The sequence below is a fragment of the Pseudocitrobacter cyperus genome (assembly GCF_039889165.1).
GTDB classification, from domain to species: domain Bacteria; phylum Pseudomonadota; class Gammaproteobacteria; order Enterobacterales; family Enterobacteriaceae; genus Pseudocitrobacter; species Pseudocitrobacter cyperus.
On record NZ_JAYMYY010000011.1, the window covers coordinates 45,955 to 65,171 of the forward strand.

At 51.1% G+C, this 19,217-nt stretch carries 19 protein-coding genes; 11 read left to right on the plus strand and 8 right to left on the minus strand.

Annotated features, from left to right (window positions below):
• Positions 1-40 precede the first annotated feature (40 nt).
• The 3 genes from rraA to VSR74_RS21920 all read left to right on the plus strand — a co-directional run bounded on the left by rraA (position 41) and on the right by VSR74_RS21920 (position 2,051).
• On the plus strand, positions 41-526 hold the full coding sequence (gene rraA, locus VSR74_RS21910; RefSeq protein ID WP_347796656.1) for a ribonuclease E activity regulator RraA: 486 nt from the start codon (positions 41-43) through the stop codon (positions 524-526).
• A gap of 60 nt (positions 527-586) precedes the next feature.
• Positions 587-1,312 carry a hypothetical protein gene (locus tag VSR74_RS21915; RefSeq protein WP_347796657.1) on the plus strand — a complete coding sequence of 242 codons (726 nt, stop codon included), beginning with the start codon at positions 587-589 and terminating at the stop codon, positions 1,310-1,312.
• 184 nt (positions 1,313-1,496) lie between these two features.
• Positions 1,497-2,051, plus strand: a complete 555-nt coding sequence (locus VSR74_RS21920) for a hypothetical protein (protein ID WP_347796658.1) — start codon at positions 1,497-1,499, stop codon at positions 2,049-2,051.
• Between the two features lie 97 nt (positions 2,052-2,148).
• Here the strand turns inward: VSR74_RS21920 and pfkA are convergent, their stop codons facing one another.
• The 3 genes from pfkA to cpxP all read right to left on the minus strand — a co-directional run bounded on the left by pfkA (position 2,149) and on the right by cpxP (position 4,822).
• Positions 2,149-3,111 carry a 6-phosphofructokinase gene (gene pfkA, locus VSR74_RS21925; RefSeq protein WP_347796659.1) on the minus strand — a complete coding sequence of 321 codons (963 nt, stop codon included), beginning with the start codon at positions 3,109-3,111 and terminating at the stop codon, positions 2,149-2,151.
• Between the two features lie 192 nt (positions 3,112-3,303).
• Positions 3,304-4,197, minus strand: coding sequence for a CDF family cation-efflux transporter FieF (fieF, locus tag VSR74_RS21930; RefSeq protein ID WP_347796660.1), 894 nt, complete (start codon positions 4,195-4,197; stop codon positions 3,304-3,306).
• 127 nt (positions 4,198-4,324) lie between these two features.
• On the minus strand, positions 4,325-4,822 hold the full coding sequence (gene cpxP, locus VSR74_RS21935; protein ID WP_347796661.1) for a cell-envelope stress modulator CpxP: 498 nt from the start codon (positions 4,820-4,822) through the stop codon (positions 4,325-4,327).
• 150 nt (positions 4,823-4,972) lie between these two features.
• Here cpxP and cpxR point away from each other — a divergent pair, with 150 nt between their 5' ends.
• Positions 4,973-5,671: an envelope stress response regulator transcription factor CpxR gene (gene cpxR / locus VSR74_RS21940; protein ID WP_015966513.1), complete on the plus strand. Its 699-nt coding sequence runs from the start codon at positions 4,973-4,975 to the stop codon at positions 5,669-5,671.
• Positions 5,668-7,041: an envelope stress sensor histidine kinase CpxA gene (gene cpxA, locus VSR74_RS21945; RefSeq protein ID WP_149464227.1), complete on the plus strand. Its 1,374-nt coding sequence runs from the start codon at positions 5,668-5,670 to the stop codon at positions 7,039-7,041. The genes cpxR and cpxA overlap by 4 nt, the downstream gene beginning before the upstream one ends.
• Before the next feature lie 85 nt (positions 7,042-7,126).
• Here cpxA and yiiM read toward each other — a convergent pair whose 3' ends face one another.
• Positions 7,127-7,798 (minus strand): 6-hydroxyaminopurine reductase, encoded by a 672-nt coding sequence (yiiM, locus tag VSR74_RS21950; RefSeq protein WP_347796662.1) that lies wholly within the window; start codon positions 7,796-7,798, stop codon positions 7,127-7,129.
• A gap of 329 nt (positions 7,799-8,127) precedes the next feature.
• Between yiiM and VSR74_RS21955 the strand changes: the two genes are divergently transcribed.
• The 3 genes from VSR74_RS21955 to VSR74_RS21965 are packed head-to-tail and all read left to right on the plus strand — an operon-like array spanning position 8,128 to position 10,931.
• Positions 8,128-9,108 (plus strand): TRAP transporter substrate-binding protein, encoded by a 981-nt coding sequence (locus VSR74_RS21955; RefSeq protein WP_347796663.1) that lies wholly within the window; start codon positions 8,128-8,130, stop codon positions 9,106-9,108.
• 16 nt (positions 9,109-9,124) lie between these two features.
• Positions 9,125-9,631: a TRAP transporter small permease gene (locus VSR74_RS21960; RefSeq protein WP_347796664.1), complete on the plus strand. Its 507-nt coding sequence runs from the start codon at positions 9,125-9,127 to the stop codon at positions 9,629-9,631.
• The gene (locus VSR74_RS21965; RefSeq protein WP_347796665.1) at positions 9,624-10,931 is read left to right on the plus strand and encodes a TRAP transporter large permease; all 1,308 of its coding nucleotides are present in this window, start codon (positions 9,624-9,626) and stop codon (positions 10,929-10,931) included. Before VSR74_RS21960 ends, VSR74_RS21965 begins: the two co-directional genes overlap by 8 nt.
• Positions 10,932-11,030: 99 nt before the next feature.
• On the opposite strand, the gene VSR74_RS21970 is transcribed toward VSR74_RS21965, so the two are convergent.
• Both VSR74_RS21970 and sodA read right to left on the minus strand, forming a co-directional pair.
• A complete protein-coding gene (locus VSR74_RS21970; RefSeq protein WP_347796666.1) occupies positions 11,031-11,702 on the minus strand; it encodes an oligogalacturonate-specific porin KdgM family protein in 672 nt (223 codons plus the stop codon).
• 627 nt (positions 11,703-12,329) lie between these two features.
• The gene (sodA, locus tag VSR74_RS21975; protein WP_347796667.1) at positions 12,330-12,950 is read right to left on the minus strand and encodes a superoxide dismutase [Mn]; all 621 of its coding nucleotides are present in this window, start codon (positions 12,948-12,950) and stop codon (positions 12,330-12,332) included.
• 370 nt (positions 12,951-13,320) lie between these two features.
• Here sodA and rhaT point away from each other — a divergent pair, with 370 nt between their 5' ends.
• Positions 13,321-14,355, plus strand: coding sequence for an L-rhamnose/proton symporter RhaT (gene rhaT / locus VSR74_RS21980; RefSeq protein WP_347796668.1), 1,035 nt, complete (start codon positions 13,321-13,323; stop codon positions 14,353-14,355).
• Here rhaT and rhaR read toward each other — a convergent pair whose 3' ends face one another.
• Both rhaR and rhaS read right to left on the minus strand, forming a co-directional pair.
• On the minus strand, positions 14,356-15,204 hold the full coding sequence (gene rhaR / locus VSR74_RS21985; RefSeq protein WP_347796669.1) for an HTH-type transcriptional activator RhaR: 849 nt from the start codon (positions 15,202-15,204) through the stop codon (positions 14,356-14,358).
• A 71-nt stretch (positions 15,205-15,275) separates the two neighbouring features.
• Entirely contained in the window at positions 15,276-16,112 is an 837-nt protein-coding gene (gene rhaS / locus VSR74_RS21990) for an HTH-type transcriptional activator RhaS (protein WP_347796670.1), read from the minus strand.
• A gap of 300 nt (positions 16,113-16,412) precedes the next feature.
• Between rhaS and rhaB the strand changes: the two genes are divergently transcribed.
• Both rhaB and rhaA read left to right on the plus strand, forming a co-directional pair.
• Positions 16,413-17,882, plus strand: a complete 1,470-nt coding sequence (rhaB, locus tag VSR74_RS21995) for a rhamnulokinase (protein ID WP_347796671.1) — start codon at positions 16,413-16,415, stop codon at positions 17,880-17,882.
• On the plus strand, positions 17,879-19,138 hold the full coding sequence (gene rhaA / locus VSR74_RS22000; RefSeq protein ID WP_347796672.1) for an L-rhamnose isomerase: 1,260 nt from the start codon (positions 17,879-17,881) through the stop codon (positions 19,136-19,138). Before rhaB ends, rhaA begins: the two co-directional genes overlap by 4 nt.
• Positions 19,139-19,217: the final 79 nt, after the last annotated feature.

Genomic DNA, 19,217 nt, shown 5'->3' on the forward strand with positions numbered 1-19,217 from the left:
GATATACTGAAACAAGTCGCCGCAACTGAGCCTTAAACCTATGAAATACGATACTTCCGAGCTTTGTGACATCTACCAGGAAGATGTCAACGTCGTGGAACCCCTGTTCTCCAACTTTGGCGGGCGGTTGTCATTTGGTGGGCAAATCACCACTGTGAAGTGTTTCGAGGATAACGGGCTGCTGTACGATCTGCTCGAACAGAATGGCCGTGGCCGCATTCTGCTGGTCGATGGCGGCGGCTCTGTACGTCGCGCGTTGATCGATGCGGAACTGGCGCGTCTCGCCGCCCAGAACGAGTGGGAAGGCATTGTCGTCTACGGCGCGGTGCGTCAGGTGGACGATCTCGAAGAGCTGGATATCGGTATTCAGGCCATTGCCGCCATTCCGGTTGGCGCGGCGGGCGAAGGGATTGGTGAAAGCGACGTGCGCGTTAATTTCGGCGGCGTCACCTTCTTCTCTGGCGACCATCTTTATGCCGACAACACCGGCATTATCCTGTCTGAAGATCCGCTGGATATAGAGTAAATAATTCGCATATGATAAAGGGGAAATTTATTTCCCCTTTTTTTATACATGGATGTATATATGCGATTTATAGTTTTAACTGTTTTATATATTGCAGTTATCATTATCAAACATCTGCAATGGAAAAATTTACTTGCTGGTGAAAGTGGGGAAATCCTTTCATACATCAATATTGTCTTTTTTTATCCTCTGGCAACCGCATGCCTCGTCGGTGCGGCATTTTGCGTTATATTACGCAAAACCGCTCAGCGACAAATCATCATGGCCACCAACGTAATGATGGGCATTATTCTGACCGTAAGCAGTGCTCTCTACTTATGGGAAAATACATTCTGGCGCTGGACTTACACCGCGCCTAACGCGCCTGTTACCCTGACTTTTCCGAATGGCGAGTGGAAAACAGTTGTGACCAACCCGCACGGTTACCGGATGACGGTAGTCATGAAGGGCACCCATGTGGGAATATCGGTGTTCGTCACCAGTCAGGATGCTGATAATATTCACAATTTCGATGAATTACTTACCTCCCAACAAATCAGGTTTAAAGAGAATTACAAAGGGGACGCCTTTAAACTCAAGCCCTGTAAGATCGAGGGCTTTAAATGTGCCACCCAGGAGTACATCCGGACTGCCGAAAACGGAAAAGAAAAAACCAATATCAGTATGTTTTTACTGGATGATATCCACTTAATACAAATCGCTGCCATCATCGATGAAAAATATACTGATGAGTATTACGATGAAGTCATGGCAATTATGAATACGGCAAAAGCAGTGGTGAAATAACGTCATTACTTTTTAAATTACAGGGAATTGTATGCGCTACGTTATATATATAATATTGCTTATAATTGTTATATTCATCAAATTCATTAGCGAAAGTTATTTATTACAGACAACCGGCAGCGATCCAGGCGCCATAGGCGAATTTATTGGCGCGGTGATCCTTGGCCCCCTGCTCTTACCCGCTATGATATCTGCGATAGTTTGCGCTTTTCGTAAAAACAAGACAAAAGGCTGCTTTATCCGCGGCTGTAGCTGGGTTCTGGGCCTGGTACTGCTCTCTTCCGCGGGCAATGCATTACGCCTGATGAGCCCTCAGCGCTACCAGTTCGCAGATACACAGGTGGCTATCACTGCCCCAGATGGCTACTGGAAAATGGCGGAGGCCTCAAAGGGAAGCGATGCCCCCGAGATCCTCTTTTCACAAGATCTCTCTGTTGCCGTTGTAAGCAAACGTATCAGCGCTATACACTCGCTGGCGGACATTAATTCCTATAGCCAGAAGATACTTGGCGATCAGTTTGAGCCCGCGCAGCGTTGCAATACGGAGCACTTTACCTGTGCTCACCAGGAAACCACCGTAGAAACGTCCGTTGGCCTGCTAAAAGATGTCGACTATTTTTATCTCACTGACGACAAAGAAACCGTCATCATTACGGTGATCACCACCCCAGAGAAGCATGAACAAAATCGTCAGGCCATTATGGCGATGATTAATTCGGTCAGAAGCGAGACCAGGTGAAAGCAACACCTTCTTCAGACAAAAAAGCCTTCCGGACAGGAAGGCTTTTTGATGTGTAGACCCGATACGCTTGCGCCACCGGGCAACGCAGACAAAATTAGTACAGCATTTTCGCACAGTCTAACCAGTCACCTTTGAACGGACGCTTCATATTTTCGATAGCATCGATGATGTCGTGGTGAACCAGTTTTTCGTTCTGAATACCGACGCAGCGTCCGCCAAAGCCCTGCTGCAGCAGTTCAATGGCGTAAGCGCCCATACGGGAAGCCAGAATACGGTCGTAAGGAACCGGGGAACCACCGCGCTGGATGTGGCCCAGGACGGTCGCACGAGTTTCACGGCCGGTTTCTTTTTCGATGAAATGCGCCAGCTCGTCGATATCACACATGTGTTCGGTAATCGCTACGATCGCGTGTTTTTTACCTTTCGCGATACCGGCTTTGATTTCATTGACCAGGTCATCACGCTTGAACTCAACTTCCGGCACCACGATAAATTCGCAGCCGCCAGCAATCGCTGCCGCCAGGGTCAGGTCGCCGCAGTAACGGCCCATGACTTCCACCACAGAGATACGCTGGTGAGAAGAGGAGGTATCACGCAGACGGTCAATTGCTTCAACCACAGTGCTAAGGGCAGTGAAGAAACCGATAGTGTAGTCAGTGCCTTTGATATCGTTATCGATGGTGCCCGGCAAGCCGATGCAGGGGAAGCCCATTTCAGTCAGGCGCATCGCCCCCATGTAAGAACCGTCACCGCCGATAACCACCAGCGCATCCAGGCCGCGTTTCTTCATGTTTTCGATAGCCACAGCGCGGATATTCTCATCACGAAATTCCGGGAAACGCGCTGAACCGAGGAAAGTACCACCACGGTTGATCATATCGGAGACGCTGTAACGGTCGAGCTGTACCATGCGGTCTTCATACAGACCAAGGTAACCGTCATAAATACCAAAAACTTCCAGACCTTCCGTTAACGCAGCGCGCACGACACCACGAATGGCAGCGTTCATACCCGGCGCATCACCGCCGCTTGTCAACACACCGATTTTCTTAATCATGACTACCTCTGAACTTAGGAATGCTAAAAATTAATTCTTCTGCCCGAAGCGCTCCCTGTAGGGAGAGAACGACCTTATTACAGATAGTATATCAAGCGCTTCGTGCTGAATTGATTCAGGTCAGGCCAAGTGGTGGTTATTTGAACAAAAAATGCCGATCAACTCCACACTTTTACAACGACTTACGAAAGTTCAAACGCTCCTGCCACCATCAGGGACTACAGAGCACGGATCCTGGTGAATAATCACATCAGAACCAGGAAAACGGCGCAAAATAGCCTGCTCCACCTGTTCAGCAATCACATGTGCCTGAACTAAGGGTAGGTTATCTTCCATTTCCAGGTGGATCTGAATAAAGCGGGTCGGCCCTGACTGCCGCGTTCTGAGATCGTGCGCACCACTCACCCCAGGCCAGGCGGTGACGATGTCGATAATTTCCTGACGCTCGCCATCGGGCAATGCGCGATCCAGCAAAGACTGCACCGCCTCATAACCCATACGTAATGCGCTATATAAAATATAGATGCCAATTCCTAAAGCAAACAGCGCATCAGCACGATGCCAACCGTACCAGGAAAGGCCGAGCGCAACCAGAATGGCGCCATTCATCATAACATCAGACTGATAATGAAGCATATCAGCCCTTACCGCCTGACTTTGAGTCTTTCTGACCACCCAGCGCTGGAAGGTTACCAGCACCAGCGTGCTCAGCAGCGCAATCACCGTAACGATGACGCCAATCCCCGGTTTATTCATTACCTGCGGCTGCGCCAGATGCTGAATACCGGTTAAAAACAGAAACAGCGCCGAGCCTGAAATAAACATACTCTGCGCCAGCGCGGCCAGCGATTCCGCTTTACCATGACCAAATGTGTGCTCTTCATCGGCGGGTTGCAGGGAATAACGCACCACCCACAGGTTAGTCAGGGATGCGGCAATATCCACCAGCGAATCCACCAGCGCCGCCAGAATACTGACTGACCCGGTGTACCACCACGCAAAAATTTTGATCAAAAGTAACACTGAGGCCATCACCGTCGCGGCAAGCGCTGCGCGGCTGATAAGCTGGCCATATGATTGATTCATAAACGCTCCTGCCATTTATACTGCGGCTAGTATAGCGGAGGTCGTCCTAAAATTTGGGCAAAAAAAACCCCCACATCATGTGGGGGAAGACAGGGATGGTGTCTATGGCAAGGAAAAACAGGGTTTGTTACTGGTTACTGCGGGTGCTACTAAATAACATTGTCGTTGGGTTTTTCTGCATCCCGGCAACCTCACGCAACTGATCCATACGTTGCTGGTGTTTCTCGTTTAAAGCCGCTTGCTGCTCTGGCGTTAACAGGTGATACATCTGATTGCGCACTTTCGCCATTTCAACCTGGCGGGCAACCTGCTCCTGTGCCATCTTTTCGGCCTGAGCGCGAACAGCGGCTTCATCAAATTTTTCTGCGGTGACAAGGTTATGCATTGTCTCCACTTCGCTAACATTAACGGGCGGCAGGTCATGCCGTGCACGTTGCATCAAATCTCGCATTTGCTGACGTTGATGTTCGGTTAAACTTATGCCGTCAAACATATGACCCTGACTGCTACGCTGCGTGCTACCCTCACCGGGGTGCCAGTTAACGCTGGTGACGACTTCAGCAGCCTGGCTATAAGCACTTAGCGCCAGTGTTGAGGCCATGACGGCAGCGATAACATTGCGCATCACTTGCTCCCAAAAACTTTTGTGTCGCGATTCAACGAGAGAGAGTTTACGATTCAGGCTGCAAACATGCGTCAGGGGGTGTAAAACAACGTAAAGTCATGGATTAGCGGGCCTTGATGACGTAATTTCTGCCTCGGAGGTATTTAAAATATGAATAAAATTTTATTAGTTGATGATGACCGCGAGCTGACTTCTTTGTTAAAGGAGCTACTCGACATGGAAGGGTTCAACGTTCTGGTAGCCCATGACGGCGAACAGGCGCTGGCGCTTCTGGATGACAGCATCGACCTGCTTTTGCTCGATGTGATGATGCCTAAGAAAAACGGTATCGACACGCTTAAAGAGCTTCGTCAGACACACCAGACCCCCGTTATTATGCTTACCGCGCGCGGAAGCGAGCTGGATCGCGTTCTGGGCCTTGAACTGGGCGCAGACGACTACTTACCGAAACCGTTTAACGATCGCGAACTGGTTGCGCGTATACGCGCGATTCTGCGTCGCTCTCACTGGAGCGAACAGCAACAGAACAGCGACGTCGGCTCCCCTACCGTTGAAGTTGATTCCCTGAGCCTGAACCCGGGTCGTCAGGAAGCCAGCTTTGATGGACAGGTGCTTGAACTGACCGGTACCGAATTTACTCTGCTTTATCTGCTGGCTCAGCATCTCGGACAGGTTGTTTCTCGTGAACACCTCAGTCAGGAAGTGCTGGGCAAGCGCTTGACCCCGTTCGACCGCGCTATCGACATGCACATCTCTAACCTGCGCCGCAAACTGCCAGAACGTAAAGATGGGCACCCATGGTTTAAAACCCTGCGTGGTCGCGGTTATCTGATGGTATCGGCTTCATGATTGGAAGTTTGACCGCTCGCATCTTCGCCATTTTCTGGTTAACGCTGGCGCTGGTGCTGATGCTGGTTCTGATGCTGCCAAAGCTCGATTCTCGCCAGATGACCGAGCTACTGGACAGCGAACAGCGCCAGGGCATGATGATCGAGCAACACGTTGAGGAAGAGCTGGCGGCAGATCCACCGAACGATTTGATGTGGTGGCGCCGCCTGTTCCGTGCCATTGATAAATGGGCGCCGCCCGGCCAACGCCTTCTGCTGGTGACCAGCGAAGGCCGCGTGATCGGCGCAGAACGCAGCGAAATGCAGATTATTCGCAACTTTATCGGGCAATCGGATAACTCAGATCACCCGCAGAAGAAAAAATATGGCCGCGTTGAGCTGGTAGGCCCGTTCTCCATCCGCGACGGGGAAGATAACTACCAGCTATACCTGATTCGCCCGGCCAGTAGTTCACAGTCAGACTTCATCAACCTGCTGTTTGACCGCCCGTTATTGCTGCTTATCGTCACCATGCTCGTCAGCTCGCCATTACTGTTATGGTTGGCGTGGAGTCTGGCAAAACCGGCACGTAAGCTGAAAAATGCGGCGGATGAAGTGGCTCAGGGTAATCTGCGTCAGCATCCTGAACTGGAGGCCGGCCCGCAGGAATTTTTAGCCGCAGGCACCAGCTTTAATCAGATGGTGACGGCGCTGGAACGCATGATGACGGCGCAGCAACGCCTGCTTTCCGATATCTCCCACGAGCTGCGCACGCCATTAACGCGCCTGCAACTCGGTACCGCCCTGTTGCGTCGCCGTAGCGGCGAGAGCAAAGAGCTGGAGCGTATTGAAACAGAAGCACAGCGTCTGGACAGCATGATCAATGACCTGCTGGTGATGTCACGCAATCAGGCCAATAACGCGCTGGTCAGCGAGACGATGAAAGCCAACCAACTGTGGGGCGAGGTGCTGGATAACGCCGCATTCGAAGCCGAGCAGATGGGTAAATCCTTCAGCATCGATTACCCGCCAGGGCCGTGGCCGCTGTACGGGAACCCGAATGCGCTGGAAAGCGCGCTGGAAAACATCGTGCGCAATGCGCTGCGTTACTCGCATACCAAAATCGCTGTGGCATTTTCGGTCGATAAAGACGGCATCACCGTCAACGTTGATGATGATGGCCCGGGCGTCAGCCCGGAGGACAGAGAGCAAATCTTCCGTCCGTTCTATCGCACCGATGAAGCACGTGACCGTGAATCTGGCGGCACCGGGCTTGGCCTGGCGATTGTCGAAGCGGCCATTCAGCAGCATCGCGGCTGGGTTAAGGCCGATGACAGCCCGCTCGGCGGGTTGCGGTTAACGATTTGGTTGCCGCTGTATAAGCGGACGTAGGGAGAAGAGGGGTAGGCATGTGCGGTTTTCTCCCTGTGGGAGAGGGCCGGGGTGAGGGCATCAAACCGCACGGATTCCCCTCTACTTACCCCCACAATCTCCGCGAACTATCCTCAATCTTGCCGCTAAGTACCCGCTTCTGCATCGTTCTTGTCCAGCTTGTCGATAGCCCTGCCGCCGACATCAACCGATGATACTGCTCTTCATCAAACGGCATATGCCAGGCAATCGCTGCCGCTTCATGCACGGAAACCTCACTCAGGCGCGACACCAGCTCCAGCGGGGCGTCGCCCGACACCAGCCCCGGCGCAATCACGCGATACAACCAGCCCACTTTGCCACGGCTTTGCATCTGTGAGGACATATCGGCAATGCCAAAATGGTAGTTCAGCTTGAAACACGGTGAACGCGGCTGGCTGATCTGAATCAACGCCTCACCCCAGCGAAAGATATCGCCGATAAAGGCCTCTTTTTCGGTCAAACCGTGCGTAGAAAGATTTTCGCCAAACGCGGGCGCAAAAAAGAGATCGGCCTGAGCGGGAAATTCGCGCATCCACTCAGCGTAATGCTCGCGAGGATAGTGACACAGCGCGCGCTCCGGGCCGCCGTGAATTTTCTTCTCTGCCTGCTCATCACCCGCTAATCCCCGCTCAGTCAGCGTAAGTTCACCATCCACCTGTACTTTAGCAATCGCACTCGGGCGACTGCCCTTGTAGTCACGGATCGAGCCAATAAAAACATCAACCGGATACTGCATTTCGCCACCCTGTTTCACGAAAATGATGAATTAAAGGCTCGCTGGTTGCAGGGGGAAATTCAATCTTTTTTTGCCGGAATGCATCACTGATTCATAACGCCCATGATTTCAACTAATTCAAATGACATAAATTATATTTATGTCATTGACATATAAGAAAAATAAATCGTTTTACAACTAAACAAATTCCTAAAGTTACGCTTTTAAGACCATTAACGCGCGATTACGCTTTTTTTGCCATTTCTTGCGTGGAGATGGCAGTAATTACAAGGTCATTGCCCGTCTTTGTCGGTAATTTCGCCGCGAAACTACATAACGTTGAGGGCCCTATGAAATTACTACGGACAGTCAAAATAGTGCTGATGTTTTGTCTTTCACTACCCGCTATATCACATGCGGAGACAATGTTACGTCTCGCCTACGCAGAAAATAGCCAACCGGTGAAAGATGCGCTGCGCTATCTGGGCGACCAGATAGAAGAAAAAACAAACGGTGATATCAAAGTGATGTATTTCCCTGACGGCCAACTGGGCGGTGAACGTGAACTCGTTGAACTGACTCAGGTTGGCGTAGTGGATATTACGAAAGTGTCATCCGGGTTGATGGAAAGCTTTTCCCCGATGTACGGGGTGTTCTCTCTTCCCTATCTTTTCGCCGATCGCGACGAATATTATCAAGTGATGGATAACCCGGAAGTCATGGCATCGGTCTATCAATCGACCGCGGCTCAGGGATTTATCGGTGTTGGCTGGTATGACTCCGGCGCACGTAACTTTTACATGAGTAAAGCCCCCGTGCGCGGCATCGCCGATCTTAAGGGCAAAAAGATCCGCGTCATGCAAAGCGAAACCGCAATACGCACTATGAAGTTATTAGGCGCTTCCCCTATCGCAATGAGTCAGGCTGAAGTCTATACCTCACTTCAACAAGGGATCCTTGATGGAGCTGAAAATAATGAGTTTGCGCTGACCATCGCCCGGCATGGTGAAGTCGCCCGTTTTTATACCTACGACATGCACACGCGCATCCCCGATATCCTGCTGATGAGTTCACTGACGCTGGAGAAACTCACGCCCGAACAACAGCGCATTGTTCAGGATGCGATTAAAGCATCCATTGAGTTTGAGAAATCAGCATGGGACGCCGAAATTGAAAAAAACCGGCAGCAGGCAATCAAAGACTTCAACGTGGAGTTTTTTGATATCGACATCAAACCTTTCCAGCAAGCGGTACAACCGATTTACGCCGACCTGAAAAGCCGGCCCGAGCTGGATGCGCTTTATCAGAAAATACAGGCTGCTAAGCACTGATAAGTAAGGATAAGAAATGGATATAATCAGAAAATGGATTGATAGGCTGCTGGAAATAGCCTGCTGCCTGGTGCTGGCGATGATGGTCGCCGTCTCCTGCTGGCAGGTCATCAGCCGCTATATTGTTGGCCAACCCAGCACCATTACCGAAGAGCTTTTGCGTTTTTCTCTGGTCTGGATCTCCATGCTGGGGATGGCCTATGTCGCAGGTAAACAGCAACATATCAGCCTGACTATTCTCGTCGATAAAGTACCGGCAAAGTTACTTAATATCTGGACTATCGTCCTGCAACTGACCTTCATGGCCTTCTCTGTCTGGATTTTGATTATCGGCGGACTAAAAATATCAGCAATATCGATGTTACAGGTTTCACCCGCATTGCAGATCCCCATGGGGCAAGTCTATTACGCACTGCCGATTGCAGGCGTGTTAATCATCATTTATAGCGTAATGAACATTATTGATTCTCTGCGCGCCATCTCTTCACCTTCCTCACTGCATGTGGAGAAACAACATGATTGATCCGATTACCGCCTCATTAACCTTGATCGGCGTTTTTATTGTTCTGTTGGCAATGGGCGCGCCAATTGGCCTCTGTATCGTCATCGCGTCCAGTTGCACGATGATGCTGGTGCTGCCGTTCGACATTTCTATGTTCGCAACCGCACAAAAGATGTTCTCCAGCCTTGATAGCTTTGCATTACTGGCCGTACCCTTCTTTGTGCTTTCCGGCGTAATAATGAACAGCGGCGGCATCGCCACCCGACTGGTCAATTTTGCCAAACTGTTCACCGGTCGCCTGCCCGGCGCGCTGTCTTACACCAACATCGTCGGCAATATGATGTTTGGCGCAATTTCTGGCTCAGCCATTGCCGCATCAACCTCTATTGGCGGCGTACTGGTGCCCATGAGTGCGAAAGAGGGCTATAACCGTAGCTTTGCGGCCGCCGTCAACATCGCCTCTGCCCCCACCGGAATGCTCATTCCCCCCACCACGGCCTTCATCCTGTACGCTCTGGCCAGCGGCGGCACCTCTATCGCTGCACTTTTTGCAGGTGGAATGGTTGCTGGCCTGCTGTGGGGTTTTGGCTGTATGGTTGTCACCTGGATCGTAGCGAAACGCCATAACTATCGTGTCTTTTTTGCTCTGCAAAAGGGGATGGCGCTGAAGGTAACGCTCGAAGCGGTACCGAGTCTGCTGTTAATTGTGATCATCGTAGGCGGCATCGTGAAGGGGATTTTTACGGCGATTGAAGCCTCTGCTATTGCTGTGGTCTACACGATGTTCCTGACGCTAATCTGTTATAAGACGCTAAAACTTAAAGATATGCCGTCCGTATTTATTCAGACAGTCGTCATGACCGGCGTCATCATGTTTCTTCTGGCAACATCTTCAGCCATGTCCTTTTCGATGTCGATTACCAATATTCCTGGCGCATTAAGTCAGATGATTCTTGGCATATCAGAAAGTAAAACGCTGATTTTACTGGTTATCACAATCTTCCTGTTGATTATCGGCGCGTTTATGGATATTGGCCCGGCCATTCTGATCTTCACACCTATCTTATTGCCGATTATGGTGAAACTGGGGGTTGATCCGGTTCACTTCGGCATCATCATGATCTACAACCTGGCGATCGGCACCATCACGCCCCCCGTCGGCAGCGGATTGTACGTGGGGGCAAGTGTCGGGAAGGTAAAAGTGGAAGAGGTATTGAAGCCCCTGATGCCGTTCTACATTGCAATTATCGGCGTACTGCTCATGATTACCTACCTGCCTGAATTAACCCTGTTCTTGCCGCGCCTGCTCGGCGTCATGTAAAACAAAAGCCCCTCTCACTTATGCAGGGGCAAAAAAATCGGTTATCCGCAAGGATAACCGAAAAAAGAAAAGTAAAAGCAAAAGCAGAGGAATTAATTATCAGAAAGTATAACCAATACCGACACGGAAACGCGTTTGACGTTCGTCGCTGGTACTTCTTACGGAGACGTTACCGACTTCAACAAACGGAGACCATTGGCCAATAAGATATGCCGTTCTGAAATTGTATTCATAATTAGTTTTACCATTATCAAACTGGTCATATTTATCGGCTTTTTTATAGATACCCTCCAGCGTCCAGTCAAAGTTATTCCATTTATATCCGGCCCAGACATCCATACGGTTAATCTTATCGTCTTCGCGATCATCGGAAGAGCGGCGAACATATTCAAAACGGTAACGAGCACCCAACCACCAACTCTCATTGAGTGTCCAGGTCGCTCGTAAATAGGGTTTATAGTTCGAATAACCGTTACCCGCCTCCAGTACAAAACCGGGCTGCCAGGCAACATCGCCGGTTTTAAACTGATAGCTTACAGTATATTCATTGCCCTGCGTCTCCATATCGTTAAACGGACGGTCAGTATCATCACCGCCTGATTTCGCAATAGCTTCAATAGCAAAGCCGAAGCCATTCCCAAAGCGATGGGAGATATAAGCACGGTCATAATTAGCTTTACTATCATCCAGATACTCATGACGAACGTCGACATATACTGCATGAGCGCTGGTCGCCACCAGAGGTAAAAAGAGAAGAAGCGCTTTTTTCATAAAATAATATCCATATTAATAGAGTTAAAAACATGCCGAAGGCACTGTTGCTAAAACTAATATCCATATGAATTTAATACAATAGCATCATTTACTTTTAATTAAAATTTAGAAGCATTTCAAAAATATGAAACTAATAAATGAAAAACATATTCACCGAAATAAAACAAAAACTCAAAATAAATAATAATATAAATGCATCGAAACTGAAAAGTATCTTAAGTCAATGAATAAAATAGTAAATAGATCATTATATGGATTATTTATATATTTTTATTAGTTATTCTTTGCGTATATATTGGTAATTATTTTTTGTATTTCTTAAGATGAAATACAATATCTTAGCTGGAGTGCCACAAATCAAAAAACCATGGCACTCTGCCAAAGGAAAAATATATTTGTATATGCTAGCAGATTTTCCTTGCGCAACTGAAAACGATCCTGTGATCATCAGGTAAAAATATTTGTGATATGAATAAAAATAATTACCCAAACAGATTAAAACAACACGTCATGTTTAACAGCAGTACGCTCCTTAACATATCCAGACCCAAAAAAAGCCCCTGCAGGTGTACCTTGCAGGGGCTTTAGCGCCTCACCATACAGTAAGGCTGGGTCAAATAAGACTTATTTTTTAGCCGCGAAACGTGCAGCCGCTTCGTCCCAGTTCACCACGTTCCAGAACTCTTTGATGTAGTCCGGGCGGCGGTTCTGGAATTTCAGGTAGTAAGCGTGTTCCCAAACGTCCAGGCCCACAATCGGGAAGCCAGAGGCGCCAGAGATAGCTTCACCCATCAGCGGGGAGTCCTGGTTTGCGGTGGAAACAACAGCCAGTTTGTCGCCTTTCAGCACCAGCCATGCCCAACCGGAACCGAAACGGGTTGCTGCCGCTTTTTCGAATTCTTCTTTAAATTTCTCAACAGAGCCGAAATCGCGCTCGATAGCCGCTTTCAGGTCTCCCTGCAGGGTAGTGCCTTTTTTCAGGCCTTTCCAGAACAGGCTGTGGTTAGCGTGGCCGCCAGCGTTGTTGCGCAGGAACGTTCTTTTTTCAGCCGGGATCTGATCCAGTTTGGTGATCAGCTCTTCAGCAGACAGAGAAGCGAACTCCGGCAGGCTTTCCAGCGCGGTATTCGCGTTGTTCACATAGGTCTGGTGGTGTTTAGTGTGATGGATTTCCATCGTCTGCTTATCGAAGTGCGGTTCCAGAGCATCGTATGCATAAGGCAGTGATGGCAGGGTATAGCTCATAATCTTCTCCATTATTGTCGGGCGGCAAAGTGTTAACGCCGCGTAAGCAGTTGGTTCATTATAGTTAATTAAATGATATTGAAAATGATTATCAATGCCGTAGTTTTTATAAGGTTATAACTTTCAGTTATGTATCTGATTTTTAGGGGCTTACAGAGCGAAAAAGCCAGACCTATCAATGAAAAAGGCAGAATCGTCTCGCTTTCCGGACATCATGCAAAAATGTGAAGCGACTCACTTCAATATTGCTCTGATGGTCATTTTTTGACTCGTCGTGGCAATTAACGGAAGGTTATTAAATCGCATACTTTTTAAGCTCAACGAGTTGGCAGGAAGCCTGAACCAACAATAAACCGTTGAGGAAACAATAATGAATAATGCGATTATGATGGGCATTTTCTGGCATCTGATAGGCGCAGCCAGTGCAGCCTGTTTCTATGCCCCTTTCAAGAAGGTCAAACACTGGTCCTGGGAGACAATGTGGTCTGTTGGCGGCATCGTGTCGTGGCTTATCCTTCCCTGGACAATCAGTGCCCTGCTGTTACCTGATTTCTGGGCCTATTACGGCTCCTTTAACGCCACAACCCTGCTGCCGGTGTTCCTGTTCGGCGCCATGTGGGGCATTGGCAATATCAACTATGGCCTGACGATGCGCTATCTGGGCATGTCGATGGGCATTGGAATAGCAATTGGCATTACGTTGATTGTCGGCACGCTGATGACGCCGATTCTGAACGGCAGCTTTGATGTGCTCATCAATACCAAAGGCGGTCGCATGACGCTGCTGGGCGTACTGGTGGCGCTGATTGGCGTAGGGATAGTCACCCGCGCGGGTCAGTTGAAAGAGCGCAACATGGGCATTAAAGCGGAAGACTTTAACCTCAGGAAAGGGCTGCTGCTGGCGGTAATGTGTGGCATCTTCTCAGCGGGGATGTCATTTGCGATGAGCGCCGCAAAACCTATGCACGAAGCAGCCGCAGCGCTGGGCGTCGCTCCCCTTTACGTCGCACTGCCAAGCTATGTCGTAATCATGGGAGGCGGCGCGCTGATCAATCTCGGATTCTGCTTTATCCGTCTGGCAAAAGTGAAAACGTTGTCAGTAAAAGCTGACTTCTCGCTGGCAAAACCGCTGATCATTACCAACGTATTACTCTCCGCGTTGGGCGGCCTGATGTGGTATTTGCAGTTCTTCTTTTATGCCTGGGGCCACGCCAAAATCCCGGCGCAATATGAATACATTAGCTGGATGCTGCACATGAGCTTCTACGTACTGTGCGGTGGCCTGGTGGGGCTGATACTGAAAGAGTGGAACAACGCGGGTCGCCGCCCGGTGGGTGTGCTGAGCGTCGGCTGCGTGGTGATTATCATCGCGGCGAATATTGTAGGGCTGGGGATGGCCAGTTAATCAGGCAATCACTCCGGTACGATGACGCCAGTGCCCTGGCGTCATTCCTACCTCGCGGTTAAACACCACCGAAAAGTAGTTACTGTCCTCAAAACCACACTGCATCGCAACTTCTCCGATCATCAATTCTGTATGCTGCAAAAGGTACTGCGCGTGACAGATGCGCAACTGGCGCAAATAGTGATTCACTGTCATCCCCGTCTGCTGACGAAACTGCTGGCGCAACGCGCGTTCACTGCACCCCTCCTGCGAACAAAACTGCTCCAGTGAGAAGGGGCGATTCAGGCTGCCGGAAAGCGCGGTGAGCAGCCTGTCCAGCAACGCTTCGCTCTGCGTCGCGTCGAGATTATCGGTCGCATACCGATAACGTTTAAAGGAGACCACCAGTTGCGCAAACAGCAACTCCGCCATCTCGTTGGCTAATGGTTCATCCTTGCGGCTTTCATGTTCCAGTTGAGTGATTATTTGCCGGGTATGGGCCATACCGGTGCTACCGATTCGCCAGTGCGGCGTCCAGGCGCTGCCGTTCAGGCCAGGCAGGTAGTTTTGCCAGTCAAGGTTAAGCTTCAGCCGCTCGGGGCAGTAGATAATATTCTGCAAAACCAGATCGTTAACCGAGGCGTATGCATGTTTATCTTCCGCCCGGATATAGAAGAGATCGCCGCGCGTGATGCGATAGGGGCGATCGTTGAGGATGTGCAGGCCATTGCCGCGCCAGACCAGCACCAGTTCGCAAAACTCATGGGTATGTTCGGCAAAAACATTTTGTGGATAGCGATCGGCCACCGCAACCGCCTGCCCGGGGCGGGCAAAAAATTCCTCTTTTCGTAGAATAAAGTGATCAGACACTGCCATACCTCACGACGAATAACGCGTTATTATCGCTGCTCTATGACAAAAAAACGTTGATAGCTCCCGCGTTACTGCAAGGTGGCATCGCGCCCCTGGCGTATATCGCGCGGCGACCAGTTAAACTCCCGGCGGAACAGGGTAGAGAAATGATTGCTATCGCCAAACCCACAATGGTAGGCAATTTCGGTCACGCTTTCGTCGCTGTGGCGCAGCAAATGGCGCGCCTTGATCAGGCGCAGACGATTCAGATAGCGCTGCGGCGTCAGGCCCGTGGAGTGTTTAAGCTGACGATGCAGCGTGCGCAGCGACAGTGAAAACTGCCCTGCCAGCGCTTCCCAGCAAATATCCTCGGCAAAATGCTCTTCCAGCCAGGCCATCAGTTGGTTCAGACGCGCGTCATTATCCGTGCCGCCTGCTATCTCCGTTCCCCGACGCAGTAACACCAGCAACTGCATAAAAAGAATTTCGCGATTGGCCAGCGTCGCCGCATCCATATTGTCATCCACCTGCGCCATCTGATCGAGGATGAAACGCACCTGTTGCAGCGTGCTCTGACTCACCCGCCAGTGGGAAGGATAATTACCTTCTTTCTCCTGCGGCAGCAGTTGATCGAGCCCGGAAAGAAACTGGAACGCTTCCGGTGAGCGGTAGAGAACGTTAGTCAGGCACAGGTTATCGGTGTGCTCGTAAAGGTGGCGATCCGTATCGCGGACAAAGCAAACCGTGCCGCCGCAAATGGTATAAGGCTGACCATTGAATACATGAATGCCGGTGCCCTGCTCAACAATCACAATTTCATGAAAATCATGATGATGCTCAGGAAATGCAGGTTGAGGGAGTCGGGGTTCAATCGCCACAGGTAATCGACCTGAACGGAAAAAATCCACGCTGTGCAATACGGTCATAACGCCCCCACTAAATGAGAAAAGTTATCAGGATAGTAATCGGGGGTCGCTAACCTCACCTTAAAATTTCGACAATAAAGCGCGCAAAACCGGTCATTTTTTCAAGAAACGTCAGGAAAGATCAGGATTTGCGGTTGACGTCACACCTGTGGAATAGCGGGCCATTGGCGGAAATTGTGACTTCTCTCACGTCTACCTTTGCTTTCTTGCCAGCCGGCCATTTTGCTGTCAGTGATGAGAAGGTCACGCTCACACACTCTTCTTAGACTGGGCCCAATGACATTAAGAAGGATCCCTTCCATGACTCTTCGCCATTGTGTGGCCGTCGATTTAGGTGCATCAAGCGGGCGCGTAATGCTTGCCCGCTACGACAATGAACAACACACGCTCTCGCTGTGTGAGATCCACCGTTTCGTGAATTGCCTGCAAAAGCAGGACGGTTTTGATTGCTGGGATATTGACGGGCTGGAAGCAGAAATCCGCATCGGCCTGAACAAGGTATGCGAACAGGGCATCCTGATCGACAGCATTGGCATCGACACCTGGGGCGTGGATTACGTCCTGCTTAACCGCGATGGGCAACGCGTCGGCCTACCTGTCTCCTATCGCGACAACCGCACCGACGGCGTGATGGGACGCGCCATTGAGCAACTCGGTAAAGCGCAAATTTACCGCCGCAGCGGCATCCAGTTTTTGCCGTTCAATACGCTGTATCAGTTACGCGCGCTCGTTGAACAGCAGCCAGAAGTCGCCGCTGATGTCGCCCATGCTCTGCTGATCCCTGATTACTTCAGCTATCGACTCACCGGCAAAATGAACTGGGAGTACACCAACGCCACCACCACGCAACTGGTCAATATCCAGACGGATAACTGGGATGAAGAGTTACTGAACTGGACTGGCGCATCGCCCGACTGGTTTGGTACGCCAACCCATCCCGGTAATGTGATCGGTCACTGGATTTGCCCGCTGGGCAATAAAATTCCGGTGGTGGCTGTGGCAAGCCACGACACGGCCAGCGCGGTAATCGCATCGCCGCTGGCGAACAAAGACGCCGCTTATCTCTCTTCCGGCACCTGGTCGCTGATGGGATTTGAAAGTACCACGCCGTACACCAGCGAATACGCGCTGACCGCCAACGTCACCAACGAAGGCGGCGCGGAAGGACGTTATCGGGTGCTGAAAAACATTATGGGGCTGTGGTTGCTACAGCGCGTGATTAAAGAGCAGAACATAACCGACCTGCCTGCCTTAATCGCCGAGACGGAACAACTCGCCGCCTGTCGCTTCCTGATAAACCCAAATGAAGACCGGTTTATTAACCCGGATAACATGAGCGCCGAGATCCAGGCCGCCTGCCGCGAGACCTCGCAGCCAGAACCACAACGCCCCGCTGAACTGGCGCGCTGCATCTTTGACAGCCTGGCTCTGCTCTACGCTGACATCCTGAACGAACTGGCTCACCTGCGCGGCAAACCGTTCAGCCAGCTTCATGTTGTTGGCGGCGGCTGCCAGAACCAGTTACTCAACCAGCTTTGTGCCGACGCCTGCGGCGTGACGGTGGTGGCGGGCCCGATTGAGGCCTCCACGCTCGGCAATATCGGTGTGCAACTGATGACGCTGGAAGAGCTGGATACCGTAGACGATTTCCGCCAGGTGGTCAGCAGCAACTATGGCCTCACCACCTTTACCCCTCATCCTGAACATGAAATTGCCCGCTACGTTGCGCAGTTTCAGCAACAACGACAGACAAAGGAGCTTTGCGCATGACCACTCAACTTGAACAAGCCTGGGAACTGGCGAAACAGCGTTATTCCGCCATTGGCATCGACGTCGAAGAGACCCTGCGTCAGCTCGATCGTCTGCCGGTATCCATGCACTGCTGGCAAGGCGATGACGTCGCTGGTTTTGAAAACCCGGAAGGCAACCTGACCGGTGGGATTCAGGCAACGGGAAACTATCCCGGCAAAGCGCGCAATGCCACCGAATTACGTGCTGACCTGGAACAGGCGCTGAGCCTGATCCCTGGGCCAAAACGCCTCAATCTGCACGCGATTTACCTGGAATCCGACACGCCGGTTTCCCGCGACCAAATAAAACCGGAACACTTCAAAAACTGGGTGGAGTGGGCAAAGGCAAATCAGCTAGGTCTCGATTTCAACCCGTCCTGTTTCTCACACCCGCTGAGCGCTGACGGTTTTACCCTCTCCCATCCGGACGCAAAAATTCGCCAGTTTTGGATCGATCACTGCAAAGCCAGCCGCCGTATCTCAGCTTATTTCGGTGAGCAACTGGGCACGCCGTCGGTGATGAATATCTGGATCCCGGACGGCATGAAAGACATCACCGTAGACCGCCTGGCCCCGCGCCAGCGTCTGCTCAATGCGCTGGATGAAGTCATTAGCGAAAAACTGGATCCGGCGCACCACATTGATGCGGTGGAGAGCAAGCTGTTCGGCATCGGCGCTGAAAGCTACACCGTGGGCTCCAATGAGTTTTACATGGGCTATGCCGCCAGCCGCCAGACTGCGCTGTGCCTGGATGCAGGCCATTTCCATCCGACAGAAGTGATCTCCGACAAAATCTCCTCCGCCATGCTGTACGTCCCGCGTCTGCTGTTGCACGTCAGCCGCCCGGTACGCTGGGACAGCGACCATGTGGTGCTACTGGATGACGAAACGCAGGCTATCGCGAGTGAAATCGTGCGCAACGACCTGTTCGACCGCGTACACATCGGCCTCGACTTCTTCGATGCCTCCATCAACCGCATCGCGGCATGGGTTATCGGTACCCGCAATATGAAGAAAGCCCTGCTGCGCGCTCTGCTCGAACCAACCAGCGAGCTGCGTAAGCTGGAAGCGGAAGGCGATTACACCGCCCGTCTGGCGCTGCTGGAAGAGCAGAAATCCCTGCCGTGGCAGGCCGTATGGGAAATGTATTGCCAGCGCCACGACACGCCTGCAGGCAGCCAGTGGCTGGAAAATGTGCGCGCGTATGAGAAAGAGATTTTGAGCAAGCGCGGGTAAACAACCCTCACCCCGGCCCTCTCCCTGAGGGAGAGGGAGGATGAAAACCGAACAGCACCCTCTCCCTCAGGGAGAGGGT

Coding starts and splice junctions, on each gene's coding strand:
- VSR74_RS21920 (WP_347796658.1), top strand. CDS start 1,497: ATGATATCTGCGATAGTTTGCGCTTTTCGTAAAAACAAGACAAAAGGC.
- VSR74_RS21955 (WP_347796663.1), top strand. CDS start 8,128: ATGAAATTACTACGGACAGTCAAAATAGTGCTGATGTTTTGTCTTTCA.
- cpxA (WP_149464227.1), top strand. CDS start 5,668: ATGATTGGAAGTTTGACCGCTCGCATCTTCGCCATTTTCTGGTTAACG.
- rhaA (WP_347796672.1), top strand. CDS start 17,879: ATGACCACTCAACTTGAACAAGCCTGGGAACTGGCGAAACAGCGTTAT.
- pfkA (WP_347796659.1), bottom strand. CDS start 3,111: ATGATTAAGAAAATCGGTGTGTTGACAAGCGGCGGTGATGCGCCGGGT.
- sodA (WP_347796667.1), bottom strand. CDS start 12,950: ATGAGCTATACCCTGCCATCACTGCCTTATGCATACGATGCTCTGGAA.
- VSR74_RS21960 (WP_347796664.1), top strand. CDS start 9,125: ATGGATATAATCAGAAAATGGATTGATAGGCTGCTGGAAATAGCCTGC.
- yiiM (WP_347796662.1), bottom strand. CDS start 7,798: ATGCAGTATCCGGTTGATGTTTTTATTGGCTCGATCCGTGACTACAAG.
- VSR74_RS21970 (WP_347796666.1), bottom strand. CDS start 11,702: ATGAAAAAAGCGCTTCTTCTCTTTTTACCTCTGGTGGCGACCAGCGCT.
- VSR74_RS21915 (WP_347796657.1), top strand. CDS start 587: ATGCGATTTATAGTTTTAACTGTTTTATATATTGCAGTTATCATTATC.
- cpxP (WP_347796661.1), bottom strand. CDS start 4,822: ATGCGCAATGTTATCGCTGCCGTCATGGCCTCAACACTGGCGCTAAGT.
- rhaT (WP_347796668.1), top strand. CDS start 13,321: ATGAATAATGCGATTATGATGGGCATTTTCTGGCATCTGATAGGCGCA.
- cpxR (WP_015966513.1), top strand. CDS start 4,973: ATGAATAAAATTTTATTAGTTGATGATGACCGCGAGCTGACTTCTTTG.
- fieF (WP_347796660.1), bottom strand. CDS start 4,197: ATGAATCAATCATATGGCCAGCTTATCAGCCGCGCAGCGCTTGCCGCG.
- rhaB (WP_347796671.1), top strand. CDS start 16,413: ATGACTCTTCGCCATTGTGTGGCCGTCGATTTAGGTGCATCAAGCGGG.
- rhaS (WP_347796670.1), bottom strand. CDS start 16,112: ATGACCGTATTGCACAGCGTGGATTTTTTCCGTTCAGGTCGATTACCT.
- VSR74_RS21965 (WP_347796665.1), top strand. CDS start 9,624: ATGATTGATCCGATTACCGCCTCATTAACCTTGATCGGCGTTTTTATT.
- rraA (WP_347796656.1), top strand. CDS start 41: ATGAAATACGATACTTCCGAGCTTTGTGACATCTACCAGGAAGATGTC.